Origin of the sequence: Sandarakinorhabdus limnophila DSM 17366, from assembly GCF_945882885.1 — a bacterium.
GTDB classification, from domain to species: Bacteria; Pseudomonadota; Alphaproteobacteria; order Sphingomonadales; family Sphingomonadaceae; genus Sandarakinorhabdus; species Sandarakinorhabdus limnophila_A.
Genome location: NZ_CAMCWT010000023.1, coordinates 17780 through 40235, shown reverse-complemented (window position 1 = coordinate 40235; position 22456 = coordinate 17780). Strand labels below are relative to the sequence as shown.

General features: G+C 63.9%; 22 protein-coding genes and 2 tRNA genes. 8 read left to right on the top strand and 16 right to left on the bottom strand.

Annotation, left to right across the window (positions count from 1 at the left end; all coding sequences use genetic code 11):
* On the top strand, nucleotides 1–737 hold a 737-nt coding region (locus Q7O19_RS07045), incomplete at its 5' end, for an energy transducer TonB (protein WP_303809505.1).
* 207 nt (nucleotides 738–944) lie between these two features.
* Here Q7O19_RS07045 and Q7O19_RS07040 read toward each other — a convergent pair.
* Entirely contained in the window at nucleotides 945–1307 is a 363-nt protein-coding gene (locus Q7O19_RS07040) for a DUF5681 domain-containing protein (RefSeq protein ID WP_303809503.1), read from the bottom strand.
* Between the two features lie 495 nt (nucleotides 1308–1802).
* On the opposite strand from Q7O19_RS07040, the gene Q7O19_RS07035 reads away from it, so the two are divergent.
* Entirely contained in the window at nucleotides 1803–2543 is a 741-nt protein-coding gene (locus Q7O19_RS07035; RefSeq protein WP_303809501.1) for a type I restriction enzyme HsdR N-terminal domain-containing protein, read from the top strand.
* A 233-nt stretch (nucleotides 2544–2776) separates the two neighbouring features.
* Here Q7O19_RS07035 and Q7O19_RS07030 read toward each other — a convergent pair.
* The 3 genes from Q7O19_RS07030 to nth all read right to left on the bottom strand — a co-directional run bounded on the left by Q7O19_RS07030 (nucleotide 2777) and on the right by nth (nucleotide 3978).
* Nucleotides 2777–2853 (bottom strand) — tRNA-Arg (locus Q7O19_RS07030).
* Nucleotides 2854–2899: 46 nt separating this feature from the next.
* Complete coding sequence (locus Q7O19_RS07025; RefSeq protein ID WP_303809500.1) at nucleotides 2900–3283, bottom strand: hypothetical protein; 384 nt, start codon at nucleotides 3281–3283, stop codon at nucleotides 2900–2902.
* Between the two features lie 53 nt (nucleotides 3284–3336).
* Nucleotides 3337–3978 (bottom strand): endonuclease III, encoded by a 642-nt coding sequence (nth, locus tag Q7O19_RS07020; protein WP_303809515.1) that lies wholly within the window; start codon nucleotides 3976–3978, stop codon nucleotides 3337–3339.
* Nucleotides 3979–4062: 84 nt separating this feature from the next.
* Between nth and Q7O19_RS07015 the strand changes: the two genes are divergently transcribed.
* Entirely contained in the window at nucleotides 4063–4542 is a 480-nt protein-coding gene (locus tag Q7O19_RS07015; RefSeq protein WP_303809498.1) for a DUF2244 domain-containing protein, read from the top strand.
* Here Q7O19_RS07015 and dapB read toward each other — a convergent pair.
* Nucleotides 4512–5315 carry a 4-hydroxy-tetrahydrodipicolinate reductase gene (gene dapB, locus Q7O19_RS07010; protein WP_303809496.1) on the bottom strand — a complete coding sequence of 268 codons (804 nt, stop codon included), beginning with the start codon at nucleotides 5313–5315 and terminating at the stop codon, nucleotides 4512–4514. The genes Q7O19_RS07015 and dapB overlap by 31 nt on opposite strands.
* Nucleotides 5316–5355: 40 nt before the next feature.
* Complete coding sequence (locus Q7O19_RS07005; protein WP_303809495.1) at nucleotides 5356–6120, bottom strand: hypothetical protein; 765 nt, start codon at nucleotides 6118–6120, stop codon at nucleotides 5356–5358.
* 128 nt (nucleotides 6121–6248) lie between these two features.
* Here Q7O19_RS07005 and Q7O19_RS07000 point away from each other — a divergent pair, with 128 nt between their 5' ends.
* Both Q7O19_RS07000 and Q7O19_RS06995 read left to right on the top strand, forming a co-directional pair.
* A complete protein-coding gene (locus tag Q7O19_RS07000) occupies nucleotides 6249–6776 on the top strand; it encodes a GNAT family N-acetyltransferase (RefSeq protein WP_303809494.1) in 528 nt (175 codons plus the stop codon).
* Complete coding sequence (locus tag Q7O19_RS06995; protein ID WP_303809493.1) at nucleotides 6773–7453, top strand: NAD-dependent deacylase; 681 nt, start codon at nucleotides 6773–6775, stop codon at nucleotides 7451–7453. Before Q7O19_RS07000 ends, Q7O19_RS06995 begins: the two co-directional genes overlap by 4 nt.
* Before the next feature lie 164 nt (nucleotides 7454–7617).
* On the opposite strand, the gene Q7O19_RS06990 is transcribed toward Q7O19_RS06995, so the two are convergent.
* Entirely contained in the window at nucleotides 7618–8844 is a 1227-nt protein-coding gene (locus tag Q7O19_RS06990) for an MFS transporter (protein ID WP_303809492.1), read from the bottom strand.
* A gap of 27 nt (nucleotides 8845–8871) precedes the next feature.
* Nucleotides 8872–9537, bottom strand: a complete 666-nt coding sequence (locus tag Q7O19_RS06985; protein ID WP_303809490.1) for a glutathione S-transferase family protein — start codon at nucleotides 9535–9537, stop codon at nucleotides 8872–8874.
* Nucleotides 9538–9635: 98 nt separating this feature from the next.
* Between Q7O19_RS06985 and Q7O19_RS06980 the strand changes: the two genes are divergently transcribed.
* Both Q7O19_RS06980 and Q7O19_RS06975 read left to right on the top strand, forming a co-directional pair.
* Nucleotides 9636–10217, top strand: coding sequence for a ferric reductase-like transmembrane domain-containing protein (locus tag Q7O19_RS06980; RefSeq protein ID WP_303809488.1), 582 nt, complete (start codon nucleotides 9636–9638; stop codon nucleotides 10215–10217).
* The gene (locus tag Q7O19_RS06975; protein ID WP_303783719.1) at nucleotides 10214–10513 is read left to right on the top strand and encodes a PepSY domain-containing protein; all 300 of its coding nucleotides are present in this window, start codon (nucleotides 10214–10216) and stop codon (nucleotides 10511–10513) included. The genes Q7O19_RS06980 and Q7O19_RS06975 overlap by 4 nt, the downstream gene beginning before the upstream one ends.
* Here the strand turns inward: Q7O19_RS06975 and Q7O19_RS06970 are convergent.
* The 6 genes from Q7O19_RS06970 to Q7O19_RS06945 all read right to left on the bottom strand — a co-directional run bounded on the left by Q7O19_RS06970 (nucleotide 10510) and on the right by Q7O19_RS06945 (nucleotide 19454).
* Nucleotides 10510–10866 carry a hypothetical protein gene (locus Q7O19_RS06970; protein WP_303809487.1) on the bottom strand — a complete coding sequence of 119 codons (357 nt, stop codon included), beginning with the start codon at nucleotides 10864–10866 and terminating at the stop codon, nucleotides 10510–10512. The genes Q7O19_RS06975 and Q7O19_RS06970 overlap by 4 nt on opposite strands.
* Before the next feature lie 61 nt (nucleotides 10867–10927).
* Nucleotides 10928–15481 (bottom strand): glutamate synthase large subunit, encoded by a 4554-nt coding sequence (gene gltB, locus Q7O19_RS06965; protein ID WP_303809485.1) that lies wholly within the window; start codon nucleotides 15479–15481, stop codon nucleotides 10928–10930.
* Nucleotides 15478–16071, bottom strand: a complete 594-nt coding sequence (locus Q7O19_RS06960) for a DUF2059 domain-containing protein (RefSeq protein ID WP_303809483.1) — start codon at nucleotides 16069–16071, stop codon at nucleotides 15478–15480. Before Q7O19_RS06960 ends, gltB begins: the two co-directional genes overlap by 4 nt.
* A gap of 22 nt (nucleotides 16072–16093) precedes the next feature.
* The gene (locus Q7O19_RS06955) at nucleotides 16094–17518 is read right to left on the bottom strand and encodes an NAD(P)-dependent oxidoreductase (RefSeq protein WP_303809482.1); all 1425 of its coding nucleotides are present in this window, start codon (nucleotides 17516–17518) and stop codon (nucleotides 16094–16096) included.
* Between the two features lie 149 nt (nucleotides 17519–17667).
* Entirely contained in the window at nucleotides 17668–18474 is an 807-nt protein-coding gene (locus Q7O19_RS06950) for an undecaprenyl-diphosphate phosphatase (protein WP_303809480.1), read from the bottom strand.
* Nucleotides 18471–19454 (bottom strand): complex I NDUFA9 subunit family protein, encoded by a 984-nt coding sequence (locus Q7O19_RS06945; RefSeq protein WP_303809478.1) that lies wholly within the window; start codon nucleotides 19452–19454, stop codon nucleotides 18471–18473. The genes Q7O19_RS06950 and Q7O19_RS06945 overlap by 4 nt, the downstream gene beginning before the upstream one ends.
* A 142-nt stretch (nucleotides 19455–19596) precedes the next feature.
* Between Q7O19_RS06945 and Q7O19_RS06940 the strand changes: the two genes are divergently transcribed.
* Nucleotides 19597–19683, top strand: a tRNA-Leu gene (locus tag Q7O19_RS06940).
* A gap of 537 nt (nucleotides 19684–20220) precedes the next feature.
* Here the strand turns inward: Q7O19_RS06940 and istB are convergent.
* Both istB and istA read right to left on the bottom strand, forming a co-directional pair.
* Nucleotides 20221–20949, bottom strand: coding sequence for an IS21-like element helper ATPase IstB (istB, locus tag Q7O19_RS06935; RefSeq protein WP_303809476.1), 729 nt, complete (start codon nucleotides 20947–20949; stop codon nucleotides 20221–20223).
* The gene (istA, locus tag Q7O19_RS06930; protein ID WP_303809473.1) at nucleotides 20936–22450 is read right to left on the bottom strand and encodes an IS21 family transposase; all 1515 of its coding nucleotides are present in this window, start codon (nucleotides 22448–22450) and stop codon (nucleotides 20936–20938) included. The genes istB and istA overlap by 14 nt, the downstream gene beginning before the upstream one ends.
* Between the last annotated feature and the right edge of the window lie 6 nt (nucleotides 22451–22456).

The following is a 22456-nucleotide window of genomic DNA, read 5'->3' as shown; positions in this document are numbered from 1 at the left end:
TGGGCGTAGATGGCCGAGTGAGCCAGTGCGAAATCGTGCAATCTAGTGGCTTCAAGCGGCTCGATGATGCGACCTGCTCCATCATCCAGCGTCGTTTCCGGTTCAACCCTGCCACGCTTAATGGTCAGCCGGTTCAAGAGCGGAAGACTCAGTCATTGAACTGGCGCTTGACGGCTCCTGTTGCCGTTCCTCCTACCCCGACAGGCACCATTGTATATGCGACACCGGCCGGGCGTGGGAATGTCTTCTCGGATGACGATTATCCATCCGCAAGCCGTCGAGCCGAGGAGGAAGGCGTAACCCGTGCTTCTTATGTGGTGGGCGTAGATGGCCGAGTGAGCCAGTGCGAAATCGTGCAATCTAGTGGCTTCAAGCGGCTCGATGATGCGACCTGCTCCATCATCCAGCGTCGTTTCCGGTTCAACCCTGCCACGCTTAATGGTCAGCCGGTTCAAGAGCGGAAGACCATGCCGGTCCGCTGGCGCATAACCGGCAACTATCGAACAGTCGACTACACCCCCATAGGGCCGTTCACCTGCAAAGTCACCCCGGCCCAGCTCCGCGCCTTGGCCGCTGCCAAGGGCGGTGAAGACGCCGCCAAGGTAATCCAGCTGGTCGCCACCGGCGAAAAGCTATGCGCCGATTTTAGCAAGCTTGAAGCCGGCAAGAAGTTTGCCCGGGCTGCTGAGTTGCTAGGTACCGATTTGGCCGCACTGTCGACCACCAGCAAAAAATAAAAACAGGAACGGCCAAGAACCGACCGCAGCGTCAATCCGCGAGATGCTCACACATGTGGGAATGTTCAGGGGTGCACGTCAAGGTCACTACCCATGACGTATCCGGCAGCCAGAACAACGATCCTGTTATGTCAAAAGCCTCCTCAACTAAGCACTCCCCGAACCGGCTTGCCAACGTAGAATCATGCCGCTGATTGAGTTTGGGCCCTAATCGTTCATGTTCCCAAGTGCGGGAATGTCGATGACGCCATTGCTGCTTAGACGGGCCAGCTCGTCGATGATATCGCGGGTAGTCATCTCCCGTGGTACAAGCGTGCGATCAATCTGCTGGGACATAACGACCATTGCTTTCTGATCAACCGACCGCCCGTAGCCGCGGTTCAAGATTTCAGATGCGGCTGTTATCCTTGCAGATGGAGGCGCTTCGCAGTCACGCATGATTGACGCCAGAACCGAGATTGCTTCCTCGCCGTGCTGCTGGGCCTGATCCCGGACGGCCATCACCACGCGCGGGCGACCTCCGGGATTGCCAGACTGTCCCTTCAGAAATTGTCCGCTCGTGTCTCGCATGAATCATCCTCAGATCAGGTCAAAGCAGGTGTTTAAGATATCCAGAAACAATCTATTGTAATCTTTATTGACGTATATTCGATAAATATTTCTTCGAAAATTAATAATTTTGTCTTCCAGTGATTTATATTGCCCTATGTTCCAAACTCAATCAGCCTTTTGGTTCGTCAACGAGATACTGATACAGTAGATCTTCGGCTGATATGGAGCCTCTGGGGACGTCACGGTCGTTGTTTTGGCTATCAGAAGAGTTATGAGCGGCGATTGCGCCCCATCTGCCGCAGAACCACCATTTCGCGTTCAGTATTCCCGCTGCGATACCGGAATGATTGCGCACAAGGCTAGGCCTGCCGAATAAGCAAGATGAGAACACGGGTGCTGCCGGGCTTAGCGCAGTTGACACTTACAAGAATTGGCGGGAACACTCCCCTTATCATTTGAACGGTGAGAACGATGTCAGTTATCCGGATACCCAAAAAGGCTCAGGATCGATTGGTGGCAGGCCTGAAGAGGTATCAGCCTATTGTCGCAAAGCTTCGAGAGCGCGACATATCCGAGGCCGACACCGTCACTGTCATCAAGGACATGCTCACGGAGATTTTCGGCTACGACAAGTATAATGAGCTGACCAGTGAGCAACAGATCCGCGGCACGTATTGTGACCTAGCGGTCAAGGTGGAGGGTAAGATTTACTATCTTGCCGAGGTGAAGTCGGCAGGCACCTTGCTTAACGAGAATCACCTGCGGCAGGCCGTCAACTACGGCGCCCACCAAGGGATTGAATGGGTCATCCTGACCAACGCGATTGAGTGGAAAATCTACCGGATCAAATTCGGTCAGCCTATCGATTGGCAGGAGGTTTTCGCGTTTGATCTGACCAAGCTGTCCAGCCGCTCGATGGATGATCTGGGCAAGATTTTTATGCTCTGCCGGGAGAACATCTCTTCGGACGCCTTGGCCGAGTATCATCGCCAAGCCCAGATTGTTAACCGCTACGTCATTGCGGAGTTGCTCCAGTCTGATGCTGTCGTTGCAGTGTTGCGGCGGGAAGTGCGCCGGCTCTTTGATACTGTGAAAGTGAGTGATGAGGAGCTTCGCATGATCCTGACCAATGACGTGCTTAAGCGCGACACCTTGGATGGAGACTTGCCCAAAGAGGCAAAGGCGATGGTCAAGAAGGCCGCTATAGCGCTTGCGAAGCGTCAGTCAAAAGCCGCAGCGGTGGAAGCGCTCTGATCGTTCTCGACGAGCTCGCAGGGGCTAGCTAGCATCAAAAATGACGCGAAGGGGTCATGCAACGGCAATGCTTCTAAGCATAAAGCGCGATCTGTGGAAGCTGAGGCCTTGATACGCGAACTTGCTGGATTGCTTTAGAAGGCAAGCGGAACGAGATCGGCCGCGAACCCACCCCAGTTTTAGGGATCATTTAGGGACGCACCAATCTTAATGGCTACAACTCATTGAAATTATGGTGCACCCGACAGGATTCGAACCTGTGGCCTCTGCCTTCGGAGGGCAGCGCTCTATCCAGCTGAGCTACGGGTGCGGACGCTGCGCTGTTAGCAGCGGTTGCCGGAGTGCGCCAGCCTGATTCAGCCCTTGGCCCCGGCCTTTGCCTTTGTCGGCCGGGGCGGCAGGCGTTCGAATTTGCCGAGACCGCAAGACGCGCCGATGATGCCGGGGTTGCCCTGCACAATCACGCGGATGATATCGACATTGCACAGCTGCGGGATACTGGTGCTGTAGCTGAAGGCCTGGTTGAAGCCGAGCGTGGGGCAGGCGCGCGGCAGCCGGTTGCGCCACACGCTGCCATCACGCAGCCGGAAATCGATGGCTTGTCCGTCCACCACGGTGTTGCTGCGGATCTGCATCAGCTGCAGGCAATTGCGCGTTTCCGGTGGGGCAGCGGGTGGTTCGATTTGCGCCAAGGCGGGGGCCGCAACCAGCAGCAACAACAGGATGAGTGCGCGCATCATTCGTCCTCCAACCGGGCAAGGCTGCGGCCAGCGTCCTGAACCGGCCCTGAACTTCACTTCACCAGCGCCTGTTTCGCCTTGAACTGGCACAGATGCGCCACCGGGCAATCGAGGCACTTGGGGCTGCGTGCCGTACAGACATAACGGCCATGCAGGATCAGCCAGTGATGGGCATGGCGCCGCCACGGCGCCTTAACCCGTTTCATGATCCCATTTTCCACCGCCAGCACCGTCTTGCCCGGCGCCAGGCCGATGCGATTGGCAAGGCGGAACACATGGGTGTCCACCGCGCAGGTCTCCTCGCCAAACAGCACGTTCACCACCACGTTCGCCGTCTTGCGGCCTACGCCGGGCAGGGTTTCCAGCAGGTCGCGGCTGGGCGGCACCTCCCCGCCATATTCGTCCACCAGCAGGCGCGACAGGGCGATGACGTTCTTGGCCTTGGCATTGAACAGCCCGATGGTGCGGATATGCTGTTTCAGGCCCTCCTCGCCCAGATCGAGCATCTGCTGCGGCGTGTGCACCGCTTCAAACAGGCGGCGCGTGGCCTTGTTCACCCCCACATCAGTGGCCTGGGCTGAAAGCACGACCGCGACCAGCAGCTGATAGCCATTGCCATACGCCAGTTCAGTCTCCGGCTCCGGGCGCTGGGCGGCCAGAATGCGAAAATACTCGTCGATCTCGGCCGCCGTCATCAGGCGTTGGTAGAGCTTGGTCATGATGTCGCCCTTCCGCTAAAGCGGGTGGCAGGGCAAGCCTGCAGCGAATAGGGAGTCCGGGTGCTGCTTGATCTCACCCTCACGCCGAATCGCTCCTTGCCGCGTGATCACGCGCGCATGCTGATCCTGGGGATTGGTGGGCTATTCCTGATCGGCTCGATCCGCTTCCTGATCCTCGGGCTGTGGCCGGTGATTCCGTTCATGATCGCCGATGTCGCCCTGCTGGCCTGGGCGTTCAGGAACAATTACCGATCAGGCGGCGCACGTGAGCGGCTGGTGCTGGCCGACGATGCCCTCACCCTCACCCGGATCGATCCCTGGGGCAAGGCAGTGGAAGAAGTGCTGGAGCCGTTCTTTACCAGGGTCGATATCGAGGAAACCCCGCTGGGCGATGCGCTGCTGTTCCTCAGCGCGCGCGGGCGCCGGTTGCGGGTGGGGCAGTTCCTATCAGCGCCGGAGCGCCGCGAAGTCGGCGCGCTGATCCGCGAGGCGCTGGCACGTTACCGCAATCAGATACCGAGCACGTCGGCCATCACGTAGCGCCCGGGCTTGCGGCCGGCCAGCCACTGCGCCCCCCGCAGGGCCCCGCGCGCGAAGATGCTGCGGTTTTCGGCGCGGTGCCACAATTCGATGCGCTCGCCTTCGCTGGCAAGCAGCACCATATGATCGCCAGCTGCGCTGCCACCACGCAGCGATGCAAAGCCGATGTGGCCTTCCACGCGCGCGCCGGTGATGCCATCGCGGCCCCGATCGCTGTGACTGGCCAGATCAACGCCGCGCCCATGGGCCGCCGCCTCCCCCAGCGCCAGCGCGGTGCCCGACGGCGCATCCACCTTCAGCCGGTGGTGCAGCTCGGCGATCTCGATATCCCAATCCGGCCCCAGCGCCAGCGCCGCCTGTTCGACCAGGCGCGCCAGCAGCGTGACGCCCAGACTGGTGTTGGCGGCCTGCAGCACGGCAATGTAGCGCGCGGCGGCATCGATGGCGGCATGATGCTCGGCTTCCAGCCCGGTGGTGCCGATCAGCAGCGCACACCGGCCCTCCTGCGCTGCCTCGAGGCTCACCGCCAGCGCCGCCGGCACCGAAAAATCGATCAGCACGTCGCATTTATGGGCGATGGCGCCGATATTGGAACAGATGGTGAGGGTTTCGGGATGCCCCGGCCCCGCTGCGCGCCCGCAACTGGCATGGCCGGCCCGTTCCACCGCCCCGGCCAGCGTGAGGCCCGGCCAATCCGACAGCGCACCAATGATGACCTGCCCCATGCGGCCGCCAGCCCCAAGCACACCAATGCGGATCGGTTTATTTGTCATGCGTCGGTTGTGACGGCTTGCGCGCGCCAGTGCAACCGCCTCACTCGTCGTCCCCCTCGCCCTCGCGTTCCCCTTCGGCGCTGCGGTGACAGCGGGCGCAGTTGTCGATATTGCCGCGCACGCCTTCTTCGCGATGCTCGGCCAGCACGCGGGCGGGCTGATGCTCGTGGCAGCCATAGCAGGTATAGCGCCGCGTATTGCCGCCCACGTGGCAGGTGGCGCACTGGCCGCGCACCGCGGGTTTCAGCAGATCGTGATGGAAGCGCACCGGGCTGTGGCCGGTGCGCGCCGGGCCGGCATGATCGGTGTGGTAGGCCAGGCAATCAGGGGTGATGAGCTGCTGGTGGAATGCTGCCTTGCCGCCGGCCAGCCGCTTGCCCCTGGTAGTGAACAGGCCGATGCGTGCCGGCGCGTGGGAGGTGATACAGCGTTCTGCCGCCGCGCCCTTGAACGGCAGGTGGCAGGCAAAGCAATCATCGGCGATGGCGGCATGGGCGGGCTTCACCGGGCCGGGCGCCAGCATCGGTTCCGGCCGAAAGATCGCCAGCAGCAGGACGCCGAACAGCACGACCAGGATGAACAGGGTTCCCGGCTTCGGCATCACTGCCAATCCCAGAACAGTGCGGTCGCCACCAGATGCGCCGTCGCCAGCTCGGCAAAGGCCAGCGTGATCGGTACAGGCACGACCCGCCCTCACCTGATCAAAATAGTGCAGCACCGCATCGACCAGCAATGCCGCCAGCGCCAGCAACGACAACGCAAAGGGCAGAACTTCACGACTGATCAAGCTGGCGGCGCGCGGCATGCCCGTTCCCTTCGCAGCAGCATTGGGCTCCGGATGCGGCACCGGCATTGATGTGAATCAACGCACGCGCATCAACAGGGTTGCGCCCTGCTTGCCACGCCGCGCCCGCCGGCCTTATCGTGGCTGCGATGCACTTTCGCCTTGCCCTGCCTGCCGACGCCCCGGCCATCGCCGCCCTGCATGCGGCAAGCTGGGCCATCGCCTATGACCATATCCTGCGCGCCGACTGGCTGGCGCAGGACCTGGCCGCCGACAGGTTGACCGTGTGGACAGAGCGCTTTGCCGCGCCCGATCCCGCCATGCGGGTGCTGCTGGCCGAGGATCACAATGGCCTGGCCGGCTTTGTCTGCATCTTCCTCGCTGCCGATCCGCACTGGGGCAGCCATGTCGACAATCTGCACGTCCGCCCCGTCCTCAATGGGCTGGGGCTGGGCCGGCGCCTCCTCGGTGCGGCGGCGCGGTTGGCGCTGAACGAGGCGCCCGGCGCCGGGCTTGATCTCCACGTCTTTGCCGCCAACACCGCCGCGCGCGGCTTTTATGCCCGCATGGGAGGCCAGGAAGGCCCGCTCGAAAAGGAAATCGCCCCCGATGGCAGCCGGCAGGCCTATTGCCGGGTCTGGTGGCCCGATCCCACTCTGCTGCTGGAGCCTGCATGAGCCGCCACCCCGCCGTCGTTATCCTCACCGGCGCCGGCATTTCGGCCGTATCCGGCGTGCCCACCTTCCGCGCCGCCGATGGCCTGTGGGAAGGCCACCGCGTAGAGGACGTCGCCACCCCACAAGCCTTCCGCCGCAACCCTGCCCTGGTGCAGCAATTCTACGACCAACGCCGCGCCTTCCTCGGCCAGGTGGTGCCCAATGCCGCCCACATGGCGCTGGCGCGGCTGGAGGCGGAATGGCCCGGCAACTTCCTGCTCGTCACCCAGAATGTCGATGATCTGCACGATCGCGCCGGCCACAATCACCTGCTGCACATGCACGGCAAGCTGAACTCCGCCCTCTGCACCCGCTGCGGCGCCGCCCGGCCATGGAGCGGGCCGTTGCTGGGCAACCCCGCCTGCCCGGCCTGCCAACAGCCCGGGTCCTTGCGCCCCGATATCGTCTGGTTCGGCGAAATGCCCTACCACATGGACGACATCAGCGCGGCCATCGCGGCGTGCGAGCTGTTCGTCTCCATCGGCACCTCCGGCGCGGTCTATCACGCCGCCGGCTTCGTACAATGGGCCCGCGACGCCGGCGTGCGCACGCTGGAACTCAATCTGAAACCCTCTGCCGGCACACCGATGTTCGACGAGGCGCGCCACGGCCCGGCCGGTGTGCTGGTACCTGCGTGAGTGGAGGAGATGCTGGCGGCTCGCTGAAGGCAAGAAAAGGGCCTCCGGCGGGCAGCGGCTGAGCCGCTGCCCCACTTTCGTTTGCATGCGTTTGCGCGCCGACAGAGCCGCGCCAAACAAACGGGGGCAGGGATTGCGTCCCTGCCCACCGGAAGCCCCTGACTTCAGCCTTCGTCCAGCGCACGAATATCTGGCTGCATCAGCTGGATGAACAGCAACGCCGTCAGATAGGCGCCGGCGGCGATGGCGAACATGGGCCAGTAGCCGACGCCGTTGGTGAGGCACCAGCCGGTCAGTTCGATGATGCCCGTGCCGGTGAGGTTGCCGGCGACGCCGCCCAGCGCCATCACGCCGGCGACGCGCGAGGTGGGCACGGTATCGGCGGCGAGGCCGAAGATGTTGGTGGAGAAGCCCTGGTGGGCGAACAGCGCCAGGCCGATGATGAGGGCGGCTGCGATGGGGCCGGGGGCTTGCAGGGCGAGCGGGATCGGCAGGATCAGGATGGCGTAGAAGACCATGCTGGTCTTGCGCGCCTTGTTCACGCTCATGCCGCGTTTGAGCAGTGCCGGGAACAGGAACCCGCAGCTGAACGCGCCGAGGGCGGCCATGGTGAAGATGATGGCGTTGGGCACGCCGACGTCGCCCTGGCCCAGCCCGAAGGTTTTCACCAGAAAGTCGGTCGACCAGAACAGCACGAACCACCAGACGCAATCGGTGAGCGCTTTCGCGCCGACGATCGTCCAGGTGCGGTGGTCTTTCAGCAGCTCGCCCCAATTGCCTTCAAGCGCGGCGTTCTTGGCGACGTTCACCGGTAGCAGCGGGCGGGTGCCAAAGATCCAGAAGCCGAGCCAGACAAAGCCGAGCGCCCCGGTGACGACAAACGCCGATTGCCAGCCAAAGGCCAGCGCCAGCGGCGGGATCAGCAGCGGTGTGAGGATGGCGCCGATGTTGGGGGCGGTGTTGACCAGACCCAAACCAAGACTGCGCTGGGTGAGCGGCAGATAGGAGGCAGCGGCCTTCACGGCGGCGGGCGTGTTGACGCTTTCGGCCACCGCCAGCACGGAGCGGGCGACGACGAACTGGCTCACGGTGGCGGCGGCGGCGTGGGCCATGCCGGCGGCGCTCCAGATCGCGACGGCCACGCCATAGGCCCAGCGCACGCCGAACTTGTCCACGAACCAGCCCACCGCCAGCAGCGCGAATGCGGCGGAGAGTTGGAACACGCTGCCGAGGTGGGCGAATTCCTGATCGGTCCAGCCGAATTCGGCTTCCAGCGTGGGTTTGAGCAGCGCCAGCACCTGCCGATCGACATAGTTCAGCGCCGTGCCGGCAAACAGCAATGTGATCAGCAGCCAGCGGGCGCGGGCTTCAGCCTGTTCAGTGGTTGCCAACGCGCCTCTCCCCAACAGGCAGCCGGATCAGAAGTCCAGCTTGTCATAATGCTGCGGCGGCGGCAGCCCTTCCAGCCGTTCGGCCAGCAACGGGCGGAACGTCGGCCGCGACTTGATCGCCGAATACCAGGTTTTCGCCGGTTCATGCCCGTCCCATTCCAGGCCGGCCAGATAATCCGCCACCGAAAGATGCGCAGCCGCCGCGATATCGGCCAGGCCGAACTGGCCACCGCCCAACCAGGCGCGGCGTTCCAGCAGGAAATCGACGTAATCCAGATGCATGTCCGCCATGCGGCTGGCGGCGCGGATGATGCCGCCATCGGGCGTGCCGCGCACCACGGCGCGCTTGTACATGCGTTCGCCCAGCAGCGGCGCGTTCACTTCGGCATAGAATTTCTGATCGAACCAGGCGCTCAGCCGCCGGGTTTCTGCACGGTCTTCCGCGGTGCTGCCAAGGAGCGGCGTGCGTTCCAGCGTTTCCTCGATATGTTCAAGGATGGCGGTCGAATCAGATAGCACGAGCGCATCGCGCTGGAGCACCGGCGTCTGCCCGGCGGGATTGAGCGCGGTGAAGCCGGGCCGTTTTTCCCACGGCCGTTCCTGCACCAGTTCGTGCGTCACACCCTTCACCTCCAGCGCGAAACGCACCTTGCGGCTGAACGGACAGAGCGTGAAATGATAGAGACGCCACATTGTGCGCATTGTCATAATCATCTTTGCCGTCTTGGGAAGGCCGCAGCCGCCCAACAGGCTTGTTGCAAATCGTTCGCAACAACGCTAGCCCAGCAAGCATGAACCGGCGTCTCGCCCTGTTGGCCCTGTGGGCGGTGCTGATGGCGCCGCTGGCCGGGCTGTGGTGGCAGGCGACCAGCCCGGATGCCGATCTGGATGCACTGGTGGCCGATACCGGCAATTGGGCGATGGCCTGGCTGGCGCTTGCGGTGGTGATGACGCCGCTGGCCAAACTGTGGCGACCGCTGGCGCGGCAATTGTGGCTGCGCCGCGCGGTGGGGCTGGCAGCCTTCGCGGCCAGTGGCGTGCATCTGTGGCTCTATGTGCTGGCCATGCGCGGCTTTGCCGAACCGGGCGGTGAATGGGCGCTGATTATGGATGAGGCTTTCACCCCCGGCGTCCTCACCGGCTGGATTGCGCTCGCCCTTATGCTGCCGCCGGCGCTGGCCAGCAGTGATACCGCGATGCGCCTGCTGCGCCGGTCGTGGAAGCCGGTGCAGCGCTTGGCTCTCCCGGCCGCGGCGGTGGCCCTGGCCCACATGGCCGTGGTGCATGATGCGTTCAGCCTGGCCATGGCAGTCGCCGGTATCGTCGCCAGCCTGCAGCTGGTTCGATTTTTCCCTGCAACCCGAAAGGTATGAAGATGCGCGTAATGATGATGGCGGCTCTGGCCGCAACGATGATGGCCGGCCCGGCGCTGGCCACCGGCAAAATCAAGTGCAACGTGGCGGCGGCCGACATGAAGCCGATCGAGGGGCTGAAGGCCGAACTCACCAAGCAGGGCTGGACTGTGGCCAAGGCCAAGGTCGATGGCGGCTGCTATGAAGTCTATGGCGTGATGCCGGAAACCGGCCGCGTCGAAGCCTATTTCGATCCGGCGACGTTCGAGAAGCTGTACGTCGAGCAGCGCGGCAAGGTGCTATTCAAGAAGGGCTAAGCCTTGGCGGGCCGGGGCTTTGCCTTGCTTTGGGGCTTCGCCTTGGCCGGCTTGGCCGCCTTTGCCTTCAGCGCCGCCACTTCGGCCTCCAGCTCGTTGATGCGCAGCGCCTGGCGGACGACAATGTCCTGCAAGGCGCTGGTATCCGGGGTCACCGGCGGCGGTTCTGCTGCCTTGGGGGTTTCCGGCGGGGTCGGCGCCTTGGCCGGTTCCGGCGTCACGATCTCGGCGTCCACCACCGTGTCGCGGTCGCGGAAAATGCCGCTCTCGCGCACCTTGCGGATCAGCGGGGCTGCCGCCACCGCCATCTGCATCAGGCTTTCGATCAGCGGATCATTGCTCTTGGCCATCATCGGGTCCTTCAACTGTTATAGTGTAATATAGCAGCGAAGGACCCGGTTTCAAGATTGCGCCCTATTCTGCCGCAATGCTGGCCGGGCTGTCGTTCAACGGGTGCGCAAGCCGGCTGATCATTTCCTTCGGGCACACCTGCCAGATCGCTTCCCGTGTGCGGTCCCACTCCGCCAGCAGGCCGGCCGCCCATTTGGAACCGGTCTCGGCGGCGTGTTCCTCGATCAGGGCCATCACAACGCCTTCCCAGTGCGCCGATTCCAGCCGCTGCACGATCACGCTCTCACGGTTCACCCGCCGCTCAAACTGGCCGTCGCGGTCCAGCACAAAGGCCATCCCGCCCGACATGCCGGCAGCGAAATTGTCACCCGTTGGCCCCAGGATCACGGCGGTGCCGCCGGTCATATACTCGCAGCCGTTGGCGCCGCAGCCCTCCACCACCACCGTCGCGCCGCTGTTGCGCACGGCAAAACGCTCGCCCGCGCGCCCTGCCGCGAACAATTTGCCCGCCGTGGCGCCATAGAGCACGGTGTTGCCAATGATGGCATTGTCTTGACTGGCCAGCGGGCTGGACGGGAAGGGCCGTACCACGATGGTGGCGCCGGAAAGCCCCTTGCCTACATAGTCATTGGCCTCGCCAAACACTTCCAGCTTCACTCCCTGCACGGCAAAAGCGCCCAGGGATTGCCCGGCCGAACCGCGCAGCCGGACGTGGACATGACCGGGGCTGAGCGCCGTCATGCCGAAGCGGCGGGTGATCTCGCCCGAAAGCCGCGTGCCCACGGCACGGTGCGTGTTGCGCACCGTGTAAGCCAGCTGCATCTTCTCACCGCCTTCGAACAGATGGCCGGCATCGCGGATCATTTCGGCATCCAGGCTGTCAGGCACCGGGTTGCGGCCGTTGCCCAAGCCCCAACGCCGCATGTGATCGGGCGCATCGACCTTGGCCAGAACCGGGTTCAGGTCGAGATCATCCAGATGCTCGGCACCGCGGCTGACCTGACGCAGCAATTCGGTGCGGCCGATGACTTCATCAAGGCTGCGGAAGCCCAGCCGCGCGAGAATCTCGCGCACTTCTTCGGCGATGAAGCTCATCAGGTTGATGACCTTTTCCGGGCTGCCGTCGAACTTGCCGCGCAGAGCTTCGTCCTGCGTGCAAACGCCCACCGGGCAGGTATTCGAATGGCACTGGCGCACCATGATACAGCCCATGGCGACCAGGCTCATCGTGCCAATGCCATATTCTTCCGCACCCAGAATGGCGGCGATCACCACGTCACGGCCGGTCTTCAGGCCGCCATCGGCGCGCAGCTTAACCCGGTGGCGCAAGCCATTCAGCGTAAGCACCTGGTTGACCTCTGACAGGCCCATTTCCCACGGCGTGCCAGCATATTTGATGCTGGTCTGCGGGGACGCGCCGGTGCCGCCGACATTGCCGGAAATCAATATGGCATCGGCGTGCGCCTTGGCCACGCCGGCCGCCACCGTGCCGATGCCAGCGCTCGACACCAGCTTCACGCAGACGCGGGCACGGGTGTTGATCTGCTTCAGATCGTAAATCAGCTGTGCCAGATCCTCGATCGAATAGATATCGTGGTGCGGCGGCGGCGAGATAAGTGTCACGCCCGGCGTCGAGTGGCGCAGCTTGGCGATGAGTTCCGTCACCTTGAAGCCGGGCAGCTGCCCGCCCTCGCCGGGCTTGGCGCCCTGCGAAACCTTGATCTCGATTTCCTCGCAGGCGTTCAGATATTCCGCCGTCACGCCGAACCGGCCAGACGCCACCTGCTTAATCACGCTGTTGCCGTTGTCGCCGTTGGCATAGGGCTTGAACCGGATCGGGTCCTCGCCGCCTTCGCCCGAAACCGCCTTGGCACCAATCCGGTTCATCGCGATCGCCAGCGTCTCGTGCGCTTCCGGAGACAGCGCGCCCAGGCTCATGCCCGGCGTCACGAAGCGCTTGCGGATTTCGGTGACGGATTCCACCGATTCAATCGGCACGGCTTTCGTTCCGGGCACGAAATCCATCAGGTCGCGCAGTGAAATCGGCGGCAGCGCCTGCACGCCGCGGCTGAACTTTTGATAGTCGCTGTAGCTGTCGCGGCTCACCGCCGTTTGCAGCAGGTGGATCAGCTGGGCATTCCAGGCATGGGCCTCGCCATTGGCACGCCAGCGATACAGGCCGCCGACCGGCAGCGCGATCACATCCTCGTCCCAGGCCTTTTCGTGGCGCATCTGGGCGTTGACGAACAACGATTCAAAGCCCTCGCCCGAAATCTTGGCCGGCATTCCGGGGAAGAAATCATTGACCAGCGCGCGGCTCAGCCCAACCGCTTCGAAGTTGTAGCCGCCGCGATAGGAGGAGATCACCGCGATCCCCATCTTGGCCATGATCTTGAGCAAGCCGTCGTCCACCGCCTTCTTGTAACGGGCAATGCACTCGTCCAGCGTCTGGCTGCCGAACAGGCCGCGCGTATGGCGATCGGCGATGGCTTCCTGCGCCAGATAGGCGTTGACGGTGGTCGCCCCCACGCCAACCAGCACCGCGAAATAATGTGTGTCGAGCGCTTCGGCGGCGCGCACGTTGATGCTGGCGTAAGCGCGCAAGCCCTTGCGCACCAGGTGCGTGTGCACGCCGGCCGTGGCCAGGATCATGGCGATGCCTGCCCGCGTGGCCGATTGATGCTCATCGGTGAGGAACAACTGCGTCTTGCCCTGGCGCACCGCGGTTTCGGCTTCGGCGCGCACGCGGGCGATGGCGGCCCTCAGGCCAGCCGGGCCGCCGGCGATCTCGAACGTGCAGTCGATCTCGGCCACCTGACGGCCGAAATGGCCCTTCAGCAGATGCCAGTCGCGGTTGGACAGCACGGGGCTGTCCATCACCATCACGCCGGCCTGGGTGGCTTCGTCGTCCAGGATGTTGGTCAGGTTCGAAAAACGCGTCTTCAGGCTCATCACGCCGGTTTCGCGCAAGCTGTCGATCGGCGGGTTGGTGACCTGACTGAAATTCTGCCGGAAGAAGTGCGACAGGTTGCGGGCGTTCTCGGAAATTACCGCCAGCGGCGCATCATCGCCCATGGAGCCCACGGCTTCCTTGGCATCCTCCACCATCGGCGCGAGGATCAGCTCCATGTCTTCCAGTGTCTGGCCAGCGGCGACCTGGCGCCGGCGCAGATTGTCCCGATCATAGGCCGCAGCCTGTTCCGGCTTGGCGCGTCCCGGCAGATCCTCGAAATTGGTGAAGCCGGCGACCAGCGAGGCATAATCCTGCGCACCGGCCACCTTCGCCTTTATCTCTGCATCACTGTAGAATTTCGACGGCGCGGCATCCAGATCGACCGCGATCATCTCGCCGGGGCCGAGCGCGCCTTTCTTCACGACGTCACCTTCCGGCACGACCACCATCCCGGCTTCCGAACCGGTGATCAGCAGGCCATCACGCGTGAGGCAATAACGCATCGGCCGCAGCGCGTTGCGATCAAGGCCGGCGACCACCCAGCGGCCATCGGTCATGGCCAGCGCCGCCGGCCCGTCCCACGGCTCCATCAGCGACGCGAAAAACGCATACATGGCGCGCGTCGCCGGATCGAGGCTGGCATCACGCTGCCAGGCCTGCGGAATCAGCATCAACTTGGCGGTCGGCGCATCGCGACCCGACCGCACAAAGGCTTCGAACACCGCATCAAGCGCCGCCGTATCCGACGCGCCGGCCGGGATCAGCGGCTTGATGTCTTCCGAATGTTCGCCAAACGCGGCGGCCGCCATCTTGATCTCGTGGCTCTTCATCCAGTTGCTGTTGCCGCGGATCGTGTTGATTTCGCCATTGTGCGCCAAGGTGCGGAACGGCTGCGCCAGCCACCATTGCGGGAAGGTGTTGGTGGAATAGCGCTGGTGATAGATGGCAAAGCGCGAAACGAAGCGCTCGTCGTTGAGGTCAGGATAGAAAACGCTCAGCGATTCCGCCAGGAACAGCCCCTTGTAGATCAGCGTACGGCATGACAGCGAGCAGAAGTAGAAGCCCTGGATCTGGGCTTCGATCACCTTCTTCTCGATGCGGCGACGGATGAGATAGAGGTCCTTCTCGAACCGCTCCTTGGCATCCTCACCGTCGGGTTTCGGCCCGGCGATCATGATCTGCTCGATCTCGGGGCGGCTCAGCATGGCCTTGTCGCCGATGCAACTGATATCCACCGGCACCTGGCGCCAGCCATAGACCTTGTAACCGAAACCGATGATTTCGGATTCAACGATGGTGCGGCAGGCTTCCTGCGCATTGAGATCGGTGCGCGGCAGGAACACCTGGCCCACAGCCAGCAGACCGGCGACTGGCTTCTGGCCGTTCCGTTCGACATGTTCGTGGAAGAAATCCACCGGGATCTCGACCAATATGCCCGCACCATCGCCCGTCATGCCGTCGGCATCGACCGCGCCGCGGTGCCACACCGCCTTCAGCGCATCGATGGCAGCGGTCACCACCCGGCGCTGCGGCTTGCCATCCGTGGCCGCCACCAGCCCCACGCCGCAGGCATCGCCTTCGAAATCGGGGCGATACATGCCGACGTCAGCAATGCGGGCGCGTTCCTCAGGCGAAACGACGAAGGGTGCGGGCGTCTGGGTCATGGCTTCTTTGCCTGTTGTGCGTTGCTGCTCAGCGGGGCCAGCGCCGCGCCCAGCCGTTTGGCATTGGCCTGCATGGCCGCATCGATCTTCGCCCCGATCAACTGGCCGGTGGCCTGACCGATGGCAGCGGCCACCGCCGGCTCCTTGCGCATCAGCGCCTGACCTGCGGGCGTGCGGTAAAAGGCCAGGATGGCGTCAAGTTCTGCCTTGGTGAACTGGCGGGCATAGGCCTGGGTGGCGGCGGTCACCACGCTGTTCAGATTCTGGTTCACCACGCCCTGCGCGATCTGGGCCTGAATGGCGCCGGCCTTGGCCAGCACCGGATCAAATTTCGCCTTGTTGGCCTGATAGGCGGGGATGAAACCCGGCTGCTGAGCCAGCATGGCACGGATCACCGCGCCCGATTTCATCTGGGCGATGCTGCCCGCCATCTGCGTCTGCAACTTGGCCTTGATGTTCAGCTGCGCCACGATCGCCGCCGCCGATTGCAGGGTGGCCGGGTCCAGCGGGCGCGCCGCGGCCGGCTTGGTCTGGGCCTGCGCTGCGCCAGCAACGGCAAGAGCGGCAAAAGCGACGATCAGTGTCTTCATTTGGGCAATTCCTTGGAGTTGGTCAGGCTGCGGCTGCGGCTGCAGTCACGCGGGCGCGCAGATATTGGTGCATCTGCGCCGCCACGTCACGCCCGTCGCGCACCGCCCACACCACCAGGCTGGCGCCGCGCACGATGTCGCCGGCGGCGAACACGCCGTTCAGGCCGGTCATCATCGTCTTGTGATCAATCCGCACCGTGCCCCAGCGCGTCACCGGCAATTGCGGCGCGCCAAACAGGGTTGGCAGGTCTTCAGCATCAAAGCCCAGCGCCTTGATCACCAGATCAGCCTGAAGCGTGAAGCGATTATCGGCATCCGGTTCCGGGCTGCGGCGGCCATCGGGGCCTGGCTGGCCAAGCCGCATGCCCTGCGCCACCACACCGGCGGGCGTGATTTCAGCGGGTGCTGCCAGCCAAACGAACTCCACGCCCTCTTCTTCGGCATTGGCGACCTCGCGCGCCGAACCCGGCATGTTGGCGCGATCGCGGCGATAAAGGCACTTCACGCTGGCGGCGCCCTGCCGGATGGCGGTGCGCACGCAATCCATCGCGGTATCGCCGCCGCCGATCACCACGACATGCTTTCCCGTTGCATCAAAGGTGGCGGCATCCGGAAGCGCATCGCCAAAGCCGGTCTTGTTGGCGGCGATCAGATAATCCAGCGCCTCCATCGTGGTCGGGCCATCGGCCCCCGGCACTTCGACCTGACGGGCCTTGTAGACCCCCGTTGCGATCAGCACTGCAGCGTGCTTCGCACGCAGATCGGCCAGGCTGGCATCGCGCCCCACGGCGAAATCCTGGTGGAAATGCACGCCGCCTTCCCGCAGCCGCTCGACCCGGCGCATCACCACCGGCTTTTCCAACTTGAAGCCGGGAATCCCGTAGGTGAGCAGGCCGCCGGCGCGATCGTGCCGGTCAAAGACATGCACGTCATAGCCCTTCACCCGCAGCGCTTCGGCAGCGGTGAGGCCGGCCGGACCGGCGCCGATGATGGCCACGCTCTGGCCACTGCGATCAGCGACGGGCTGCAGCGGCTTCACCCAGCCCTGTTCCCAGGCGTTATCGGTCAGGAACTTCTCGACCGAACCAATGGTGACGCTGCCAAACCCAGGCTCGATCACGCAATTGCCTTCGCACAACCGGTCCTGCGGGCAGATGCGGCCACAGATTTCCGGCATGGCGTTGGTGGCGGCCGATACTTCGTAGGCTTCCTGCAATCGGCCTTCCGCCGTCAGTTTCAGCCAATCGGGGATGTTGTTCTGCAGCGGGCAATGCACCTGGCAGAAGGGCACGCCGCACTGGCTGCAGCGCCCGGCCTGCTCCTCGGCCTTGGCGAGGATATAGGGGCGGCTGATCTCCAGGAAATCATGGGCGCGCTCATCGGCCGACCGCTTGGCCGGGTAAGCCTGGGTCCGCTCGACGAACTTCAGCAATTTTGTTGCGGCCATGGGCGCTCATCCTTTCGTTCGGATGGGCGAAACCACGAGCACCAGCGCTTGTCACGTGAAAATGGCAAATAAGGCAGCAAGTCGGCCCTAAATCCGGCCAGGGTGTGCGATTCAGGCGATTTTTCCGCCGTTTTATGGCCGTTTCGGCCTTATCTCATCGCCAGCCACACCAGCGCGGCGCTGCCGGCGATGATTCGGTACCAAGCGAACGGGGCGAATCCAAAGCGACTGACCAGCGCGACAAAGCCCTTCACCACGGCCAGTGCCACCACGAAACTGACGGCAAAGCCGATGCCGATGGCCGACAGGTTGGACGCATCAAGGCTGTCGCGGTTCTTCCACAGCATCAGCACGGTGGCGCCCGAAATCGTCGGCACAGCGAGGAAAAAGCTGAACTCGGCGGCGGTCTTGCGGTCCACCCCCAGCATCAGCGCCGCCATGATGGTGGCGCCCGAACGCGACACGCCGGGGATCATGGCAACGCACTGCCCCAGCCCGATCAGGATGGAGTTGCGCGTGGTCAGCGCTTCCACGCCGAACACCTTGGCTTCGCCCATGCGCTTTTCGATCCACAGGATCGCAAAGCCCCCAACGATCAGCGAGACGGCCACGGTTGTGGGGCTTTCCAGCATGGCTTCCACGGCCTTGATGAACAGCACGCCCATGATCGCGGCCGGCAGGAAGCCCAGGAACACGTTGCGCAGGAAGGCAAACGCCGTCGGCTCGCGCACCAGCAGGCCCTTGGCGACGCCCATGAAGCGCCCCCAATAGGCGACCAGCATCGCCAGGATCGCGCCGGACTGGATGGCGATATCGAAGGTCGCCCCCGCCTCCCCCGAAAAGCCGAGCAGTTCGCCCGCCAGGATCAGATGCCCGGTGGAGGACACCGGCAGATATTCCGTCAGCCCCTCGACAATGCCGAGCAGGATGATGGTAAGCAGATCAGGCTGGTTCACGCTGCTGCTTTCGCAAAGCGGCCACCGCGGCGGAAGCGCTGCATCATCTCCGGGATGAACCCGGCCAGCGGTGTCGGCGCGATGCCCAGATCCTTCAGGCCCGGCATGCCAGGGGCGCAGATATTGCCCTTCTTCAGCATCGCCAACTGATCGCTGTTCATCGGCATGAACGGCAGGATGTCGCCCAGCTTCGCCAGCCGGCCCGACGTGAAATCCGACAGCGGCACCACCGGCCGATCAAGCCCGGTGAGATCGGAGATCATCTGCAGGATGGCGGTGAAGCTCAGCACATCCGGCCCGCCCAGTTCAAAGGTGCGCCCGCGTGCATCGCCCGATTGCAGCGCCGCCAGCACCGCATCGGCCACATCGCGCACATAGACCGGCTGGAACAGGCTGTCCCCGCTGATCGCCGGCAGGAATGGCGCGATGCGCGCCATGCCGGCAAAGCGGTTGAAGAACTGATCTTCCGGCCCGGCGACCAGGCTGGGCCGCAGAAGGCAAGCAAACGGCAGCGCGCTGAGCACCTGTTGCTCGCCCTCGCCCTTGCTGCGGGCATAGGCGATTGCGCTGGTGGCATCGGCACCGATGGCGGACATTTGCACATAGGCCTTTACGCCCGCCGCCGCCGCGGCCCGCGCCGCTCGCCCGGCGCCTTCGGCCTGCAGAGCGGCAAAGCGCTGGTCCCTGCTTTCGGCAAGGATGCCAACGAGGTTCACGCCCGCCGATGCGCCGGCAAAGGCGGCGGCCATATCGGCATCGGAACGGATATTGCCGGTCACCACCTGGATCTGGCCAAGATCACCGAGCGGCTTCAGGTACAGCGCGCTGTCGGCATGGCGGGAGACAACTCGCACCCGGTATCCGGCCCTGGCCAGCGCCTCCACCACGTACCGGCCGATGAAGCCCGCACCGCCAATGACGGTAACCAGCGCGCCGACAGGCAACGGGGAAGCAGTGCTTGTGCTGTGAAGATCAGTCATGCAGGCGGTTTAGCCGCTGGCGCCGGCCTTGTCTTGGCTCATCTTGCCCCACGGCAGCGCTGCCGGCGGAAAAATCGCCTCTGGCGGTGTCGGGCGATTGACAACCCCCGATTCCCCCCATATCAGCCGCCGCCTACCCCGTGCCCAGATGGCGGAATTGGTAGACGCACCAGCTTCAGGTGCTGGCGCTCGCAAGGGCGTGGAGGTTCGAGTCCTCTTCTGGGCACCATTCTGTCAAGCTAACATGTTGAAAATGCGGGGGAATAACCTTCCCCTGCTTTTTCGTATCCACCCAATTATTCACTTTCTGTCCGCCGATAGCGGGGTGCAAAAGGTTGATCAAGCCCGATCGGCTGGGCACCGGGGGGCGTCCATTCTTTACGGCGTCCCAGGGCGAAAATCGGAAGGGTTCACCGCAGCAAACGCTAATACAGTTTTTTCACGCGCGCGCGACTGGCTCGCCTTTACGCGACTTGGCAATGGCGGATATGTTTTGCCACGGTAGGCAGTTTGCATATGGCGAAGAGCGGTAGCTGGGCATGGTGGACAATCGGTGCATTGTCAGTTTGTCAATCGGCGTTCAAACGGGACCCACTTTGGAGGCCTATCGGCATGCAAAAGGGGACCACTTTCGGCGCGGCGGTGAAGCTTGCGCGTCAATCAAGATGAGAAGTGGTTGTCGGGCTCGCGGCGGAGGTCGGGCGTAGCCCGGCCGGAGGCGCGAGCCCGACAAGATTGTTCTTTTCGGCGGCCGTGGCGGGGGCGGTCAGCTCCGGTTTTTGAACCGCCAGCTATCGTTGCCGGTCTCGACGATATCGCAATGATGGGTGATGCGATCGAGCAGCGCGGTGGTCATCTTGGGATCGCCGAACACAGTGGGCCATTCGCCGAACGTCAGGTTGGTGGTGATGATCACCGATGTGCGTTCGTAAAGCTTGCTGATCAGGTGGAACAGCAACTGCCCGCCCGACCGGGCAAGCGGCAGATAGCCAAGTTCATCGAGGACGACGAGATCGAGGCGGGCGAGCTGCGCCGCCAGCGCACCGGCCTTGCCGATACGGGTCTCCTCCTCGAGGCGAGTTACCAGGTCGAGGGTGTTGAAGTAGCGGCCGCGGGCACCGGCGCGGATGACGCTGGCGGTGATGGCGATTGCCAGATGGGTCTTGCCGGTGCCGGTGCCGCCGACCAGGACGATGTTGCGCTGTGCCGGGAGGCACGAGCCGGCATGAAGCGAGCGCACCAGGCCTTCGTTGACCGGCGTGCCATCGAACACGAAGGCGTCGATATCCTTGGCGACCGGCAGCTTGGCGGCCGACATCCGGTAGCGGATCGAGGCGGTATGCCGGTGCGTCGCCTCGGCACGCAACAGATCGGTCAAGATCTCCATCATGGTGCGCTGGCGTTTCAGGCCGGTGGTCACCGCTTCGTCGAACGCGCCGGCCATGCCCTTGAGGCCAAGGCCGCGCATGGCCTCGATCATCTCATGCCGCTGCACTTGTATCTCGCAGGCTGTCGTAGCGGGCACAGTTGGCGACCGGTGGGTGCACCAGCGCCAGATCCTCGGCCGTGATGATGGTGGGCGGCCGGGGTGGCTCCCGGCGGCGGGCAAGGATGTTCAGGACAACCTCGTCACTGGCGGCACCCGCTTCCAGCGCTTCGCGGATCGCGTCATCGACCGCATCCAGGCCATCGGACATGACCGCTGCCAGCACGCGCACGAACCGCCGGTCCGCCTCGTCGCCGGCGCCCAGCTTGCGGCGCAGGCGCGTCAACGCCGGCGGCAACTCCCAACCCTGGAACGGCGCACCATTGCGCAGGGCTCCTGGCTTGCGCGCCAGCACCGGCAGGTAATGCCAGGGATCATAGATCGTCCGGTTGCGCCCGAAGTGCCGGGGATGTTCGGCGACGACAGCGTCGCCGCAGCGAACGACGATCCGATCTGCATAGGCGCGGACCTGGACCGGACGCCGTGCCGCCTTGGCTATAACCGAGTATCGATTGCGATCAAAGCTGATCAGGCAGGTGCCGGTGACCGCGTGCTCGGTCTCGTGGAACCCGTCGAACGGTGCCAGCCTTGGTTGCAGCGCCGGCCGCTCGGCGGCAAGCGCTTCGGCAACCGTCATATCGCGCTGCTCGGGATGCGACTGCATCGCTGCCCAGCGCCGGCACTCCGCCTCCAGCCACCCGTTCAGCTCCTCGAGGCTGGCGAACTTCAACCGGGGCTGGAAGAACCGCCCGCGGATCGTCTGGACCTGGTTCTCGACCTGGCCCTTCTCCCAGCCCGCCGCCGGCGAGCAAGCGGTCGGCTCGACCATGTAATGGTCGGCCATGATCAGGAAGCGGCGGTTGAACACCCGGTCCTTGCCGGTAAACACCGTGGTCACCGCCGTCTTCATGTTGTCGTATACGCCGCGCAGCGGCACACCGCCGAAGAAGGCGAAGCCCCGCGCATGCGCGTCGAACACCATCTCCTGCGTCTCGCGCGGATAGGCCCTGACATAGACCGCCCGCGACGCGCACAACCGCATGTGCGCCACCTTCACTCGCACCGACGCGCCAGCGATCTCGACATCCTCGTGGCTCCAGTCGAACTGGTAAGCTTCGCCGGGCTGGAACAGCAGCGGGATGAACGCCGGCGCCCCATCGCCAGCATCCTTGCGCCGCGTCGCCGTCCAGCGTGACGCATAACGGCGCACAGCATCATAAGAGCCTTCAAAGCCCTCGCGCTGCAGAAGATCGTGGATCCGCGTCATCCGCAGGCGATCGCGCCGCGGCAGGCCTTCGTTCTCTGTCAGCAGCGTGTCGAGCCGTTCCTGGAAAGGCCCAATCCGCGGCAACGGCTGCACCGCACGGTGATAGGTGAAAGCACCCTCCGGTGCGCCGATCGCCTTGCGCACAGCCTTGCGTGACAACCGAAGATCACGCGCAATCGCCCTGATAGACTTGCCGCCAGCGTGTTCCCGCCGGATCCGTACAACCGTCTCCACAACCAACATCCCGAT